At 38.2% G+C, this 6,062-nt stretch carries 5 protein-coding genes; all 5 read right to left on the reverse strand.

Going from position 1 to position 6,062, the window contains the following annotated elements; translation table 11 throughout:
• Positions 1-87 precede the first annotated feature (87 nt).
• The gene (locus FLK20_RS18650) at positions 88-828 is read right to left on the reverse strand and encodes an esterase family protein (RefSeq protein ID WP_152658111.1); all 741 of its coding nucleotides are present in this window, start codon (positions 826-828) and stop codon (positions 88-90) included.
• Positions 829-853: 25 nt separating this feature from the next.
• Positions 854-2,023, reverse strand: a complete 1,170-nt coding sequence (locus FLK20_RS18655; protein WP_152658099.1) for an ATP-grasp domain-containing protein — start codon at positions 2,021-2,023, stop codon at positions 854-856.
• A 263-nt stretch (positions 2,024-2,286) separates the two neighbouring features.
• On the reverse strand, positions 2,287-3,117 hold the full coding sequence (locus tag FLK20_RS18660; RefSeq protein ID WP_152658100.1) for an alpha/beta hydrolase: 831 nt from the start codon (positions 3,115-3,117) through the stop codon (positions 2,287-2,289).
• A 46-nt stretch (positions 3,118-3,163) separates the two neighbouring features.
• Positions 3,164-4,453: a globin-coupled sensor protein gene (locus FLK20_RS18665; protein ID WP_194165686.1), complete on the reverse strand. Its 1,290-nt coding sequence runs from the start codon at positions 4,451-4,453 to the stop codon at positions 3,164-3,166.
• A gap of 517 nt (positions 4,454-4,970) precedes the next feature.
• Positions 4,971-5,798: a mechanosensitive ion channel family protein gene (locus FLK20_RS18670; RefSeq protein WP_152658102.1), complete on the reverse strand. Its 828-nt coding sequence runs from the start codon at positions 5,796-5,798 to the stop codon at positions 4,971-4,973.
• Positions 5,799-6,062: the final 264 nt, after the last annotated feature.

Raw genomic sequence — 6,062 nt, forward strand, 5'->3', positions numbered from 1 at the left:
CCACCAGTGAACAGATTACTTCTTACATCTTTTTCTGAAAAGGAAAAGAAAAACACCAGTATTTCCATTATACTGATGTTTAATACTTTAAGAAAATAATTTTTTTAGATAATATGGCATTTGCTTCCGCCACCAAACCCAATCATGGGAAACATCTTCGCCCCACTCATCGAACCAGGCAGGAATCTGCTTTTCTTCAAACGCTTTTTTTAATGTATTGAATGAAGGCAGTCCATCCTGCTCCCAATCACCTAATCCTGTGCAGACAATAATATTTGCTGAACGGTAGTGATCGATAAACCAGCCGTCATTCTGATTCCAGATATAATCACTCGGTGAGTTCTCATATACAAGCGTATCATTTCCATAATCTCCGAAAAAGAAGCGTGCATCATATATACCACTGAGTGCAACCGTTGTTTGAAAAACGTCTGGATGCCTTAAGAAAAAGTTCAGGGCATGATAAGCGCCCATACTGCATCCTGTTGTCATCATTGGCTCAAACCAGTTTGTTTTATGCTGAATAAAGGGGATTGCTTCTGAAATGACATAGCGGTCATATGCCTCATGAGCCAGCGCACGGTCATGCGGCGGCTTTGAATCATGCAGCCAGCTCTCACTATCAACACTGGCTAATGCGAAAAACTGCACTTTCCCCGCTTCAATAAATTCCTGACATGCCCCAATCATTCCAAAATCATAATATTCAAAATGTGTGCCCCCGGATGACGGAAAAACAACAATTGGTATGCCGCTATGTCCATATCTATTTAGCGGCATCTCCCTTCCTAATTCTCCGCTCCAATGGGTTAATTGCTCCATATGCATAGTCAAATCTCCTGTCTCTCGTTCTTTATTTTTTCCGTTCATGTACGAAACGGGTAATTTCATTAACTTCTTTTTCTGTTTCTGCATTAATCGCATAAAATTGATTCCCCTGAAGGTGGGCAAATGCCTCTGGTATACGCTCTGCAAACTTCACCTGTTTCTTAAATCTGTCACGAATTGCTTGTGTATCGTGATTATATTGATAAGCATCACGCTGTGTAACACCAACACAATATTGATTTGGAACATCCGGCTCTGTAAATTCTCCTCCTGTCACCAGGGCAGCATATTGTGCAAATAAATCAATCGAATAAGCATAATTGTACATATCAACGGTATACCCGCCAGCCAGACGATTATTATACTCCAATGCCACATAATCTCCGTTTTCCAATTGGAAAAACTCAATATGAAAAAAACGTTCCTTCATTCCAAAGGTTTTCACAATGGCTTTTCCATAAGCTTCAAGCTTCGGATCTATTTCCTTTTGAATCACATAGGATAAATCCAGCTGCCCCTGAACAAGCTCTAGCGTCGGTACATTATATGTAAAGCTTGTCTGGAACACGATATTTCCTTTTTGATCCGTTAAACCATCAAATGTACAGAGCTTTCCACCTTCTACATAAGGCTCCAGGAAATAAGCAGTTGTCTCATTCCATTCTTCTTCAAAATGGCGTACATCTGCTTCAGAGCTGAGTTTAAAGGTTGCAGCAGAACCAACCCCATTATCTGGCTTGGCAATAACAGGAAGACCTAATTTTTCTATCGCTTTTTTGAGATCTTTCTTATTTTTGGCAACTCTTCCCTCGACTACTGGTACGCCAGCTTTTTTAAATAGTTTTTTCATTTCCGATTTAAATTTTACTTTTTTCAAATCTGCCGGCTTATTCCCATATACATTAAATTGCTCCCGAAGCTGCGCATCAAGCTCCAGCCAGTGCTCATTATTTGACTCAATCCGGTCAATCGGACCATGCTTGAAAAATAAAAACGCCACGGCACGCTTTACTTCATCCACATCCTCCAGGCTTTCAACACGATAATATTCACTTAAAGATTTTTGTAGCTCAGAGCCTAATTGATCATAAGGCTCTTCACCTATTCCTAAAACGCGAACACCTGCATCCTTTAAGCGATGGGCAAATGGCTGAAAATTATTGGGATAATATGGTGAAATTAAAATATAATTCATAGTAAAACTCCTTTCCCAGTCTAGGTAAAAATCATTAGTTTAACTGTTAAAATACCATTTTTTCAATTTAAAATCAATCTAATTTTTAGAAAATTTCTAATGAAAGTTTGACAACCGGAAAACGGCACGATAAAAGCCGGTTTAATCGCAAGCCGTATCTGCTGTTGAATGATCCCAAATAAGCAACGTATTGCAAATCAACAGCTGGAAATAATATTCAGCAGATGCTTCCCCTAAGAACCACTTCCTGTATACATACTACCTTAAGACCAATTCCCGCTTAAAAACCGAAAACAATCCGGAAGATGTCTTGACCAGGCTTCTTCGTTATGCTCTTCGTTTGAAAAAATGTTTAAATCAATCTGATCAATTGGAATGTTACCCTTTATCAGCTGCTTATAATATTTCAGTGAACAATCAATATATGCCTGCTTCATATTGCCATACATGAGCTGCCGATCCGTATCATCGCCCTCTTCTGTCCCTACTTGAATGTATACACGTTGTTCAGGGTCTAACGTTTCTCTTTCAATATAATAATCAAAAGCTTTACTTGTAATCCAATTCGCAAGCGAGAAAATACCTAAACCGCCAATTTGATCTTTATATTCAATCCCCATAAAAGCAGAAATATTTCCACCAAGAGAGCTGCCAATCACTGCTGTATGATATTTATCCGACTTGGTTCGATAATGCTGGTCGATAAAAGGTTTTACCACTGTCATAATAAATTCAGCAAATTCAGCTCCCCTGCCTCCCAGCTCAATATCTTCCGGCAACGGACTTTCTGTTATTTTCCAAGGTGTATATTCATTAATGCGCTCCTGCTCACCATTATCTATCCCAACAACAATCATTTTCGGTAAATCAGGATTCCGCTTTATTGCCGGAATAACCTTCCATGAATAACCGCTGTAGGCTTCACTGCTGTAAAAAACATTCTGCCCATCATGCATATAAACCACCGGGTAATGTCTGTCCTTCTCTTTTCCATAGTCCTTTGGCAGCAATACCCGCACGCGGCGCTTCTCATTTTTATACCCCATTGGTAATTCGTGTGTTTCCAGCTTTAAATAAAAATAGGATTGTCTCATATATATTCCTCACTCCGCCAAGATTCTATTAAAACATAACCATTTTTTATTGCATTTCATGAAACTTCTGAGAGTAGATTTCAATTTCTCCCATTGAGGATTCAATGTCATGAATGCTCTGTTGGTTTTCTACTAAAGATTGCTGTATATAACTGCTATTCTCTGAAATAAGTGCCATTGATTCAGAAACACGGCTTAAAATCTCTTCCGTTGCTGCTGTCTGCTCCCGGACTGCTTTTACTTCTTCCTGGGTTGCTGTCATTGCTTGCCGGCTATTTGCAACCTGTGCATTGGTTTCTAGTATTAAATCACTGACTTCAGCAACTGCTTCTGCTGACTGAACTGCCAGCTTACGTACCTCTTCAGCAACAACCGCAAACCCTTTTCCCTGCTCTCCAACTCTTGCTGCTTCAATCGATGCATTTAATGCTAATAGGTTGGTTTGTTTGGCAATCGATTCCACGATAGAAATAACCGATTTAATTTTTTCAGCACTGCTCGTTAACTGCTCCAACCTTTCAACGACCAGCTCCATCTGATTATCTAAATTTGACATTCCTGTGTTGGTTGTCTTGGTCTGCTCCATGCCAAGCTGTGCAGATTCACTTGTTGATGCAGCAATTTCTTCTCCTTGCCTGGATATTTGATTAATTCGATTTGCCTGACTTACCATTTTCATGACAGATTGATTTGTTTCTGATGATAAGAAGCTTAACCTTTCTCCTGTTTCTCTCATCGATGCGATCAGATTTTGATTTTGTTCATCCATCACAGCCCGCTTCTCTTCAATATCTGCTTCATATGCTTCCAAAACCATCTGCTGCTCGAAGTTTAATAGCTTATTCGTTACCTGCACAGCTAACAGAAAATTTTCCTTGTCCTGATATGTATCAGCTAACAGCCTGGATATTTGAAAGAAGATTTCTTGAAAGGAAGCAATATACCATTTAGGCTTCAAACCAATATGTACATGCATTTTAGCAATTCTGCTGCGCTTCTCAATAAATTCCTGATTGATTTCTCCAGAAAACATTTCAACAATATGTGCGCTTAGTGTCTGTTTTAGCCGGTTAATCGCGCTGTTAGTTTCAATAATTTCCATTAACTCAGGAACTAGAGCTAAATTGTCGTAAAAAGCATCAATAATTGCTTCCATGTTTTCTCTAATAATTGGCTGCAGCAGTTTTGCAACAGCCAGATCTTTTGCTGTTAATTTTGATATTTGCAGCTGCAGGCTCAAATCCGTTTGCGGAAGTTCTTCTAAAACAACATTTATTTCTTCACTGCTTTCCAGCAAACGCTCTTCTGTCACATCTTTGCGAAAAATACTTTTCAACCTAATCACTCCTGTAGCTCTATTTCCAAAGAGAAAACTAACTGTATCTTATGTATAATCTTCCCCTTATACGCATTTTCTACATTTAATTGCATTTTGCCCTAATAATCTTGTTACTATTATACAGGATAAACGTATATAAATGGGTAACTAATTAGAAAATATGCATATAAAAAATTAATTTAAATCAAAATCCTGTTTTAAAAACCAAGTAATTTCCAATTTATGAAAATCAGAAACAATATATCAAATATATACTTAAATTAACTTGATATTTATACTTTATTTACTTTTATTTAAAGCCTTTTCATTTGAAAAAATATAAAATAAAAGACTGTAACCTTTTTGAAGCAATAGTTTTTAGCGATAAGTGTTTTTGGGTAACAAAAATAGGCATCAAAAAGCTCTAAAAGGAAATCTTTTCAATGCCTATACAATGTTTCAGGGAAGCTAAGATATATTTGAGGAAAATTTCAACCTTTTCATTTCCACACGATCTGCTTCAATGTACTTTCAACTATTCTTGAGGCGCCTCAGCATATGTTTTTTCAGAATCATCCTGTTTCGCATCAAGCGCTTCTTTGATAGCTTTCCGCAATTCGCGTTCTACTCCCCATTGCTCCATTGCCTCTGTTTTAGCAATAACACGCAGGGTAATTTCCGCTGAACCGAATGTCTGTACACCAAGTACATCTGGCCCTTCCATGATTTTAGGGTTTTTCGCTTTGATATCATCACATACGGTTTGAATGATGCTCACAGCTTCATCGATATTATCCGAATAGGGAATAACAATGTCAACTAAAGCTTGCATATTTCCACGAGTATGGTTGCTCAGAGAGCTGACTTCCCGATTAGGTACATAGTTCAACGTACCATCAAAGCTGCGAATATGCAGCGTACGCAGACCAACTTCCTCTACAATCCCATCGTATCCGGCAACTGTTACATAATCACCGACATCAACCTGCTTTTCTAAAAGCAAGAAAAAACCAGTAACGATATCGCTAACTAACCCTTGCGCTCCGAAACCGATTGCGAGCCCTACAACACCTGCTCCGGCAATCAGCCCGGCTGCATTAATATTGAATATTCCTAAAACAATGACCAATGTAATAAAAATTAAAATATAAGAATATGTGCTTACAGCTAGAGATTGCAGCGTTTTCGTTCTGCCGGCTGACATTTTTCTCTTGACCTGTGCTTTAGAAAAAGAATTCTTAATAAACTTTCTTCCAACCGCCCGGGCAATCCAAAAAGCTACTAGTACCGCAAGTAATTTTAAAATAATCATTCCAGTATCTAATAGAAGCTGTTCCCAATTTATACTTTCTATCCAATTCAATCTAACCTCTCCTTTAGCAGTGTCAATGATTGATGATTATATCAAAAAGGGGGGTGTAATGTAAAATAAGAAAGGAATGTCGTGTTTTTTGTCGAAACGAAAATCCCGTTCCACTGAAATGATCGGCCTGGTTATGGTATCTGCCGGAATCAGCCTGACAAATACAGCTGTACCAAGGGACAAAGGAAAAACTTAGTTGCCACCTAAAAGCCCGCTGACAACTAAGCTTACTAACTTATTCAAATTCAATTAATAAATCATTTA

Source organism: Oceanobacillus sp. CFH 90083, assembly GCF_009389585.1.
In the GTDB taxonomy this organism is placed as follows: domain Bacteria; phylum Bacillota; class Bacilli; order Bacillales; family Amphibacillaceae; genus Oceanobacillus.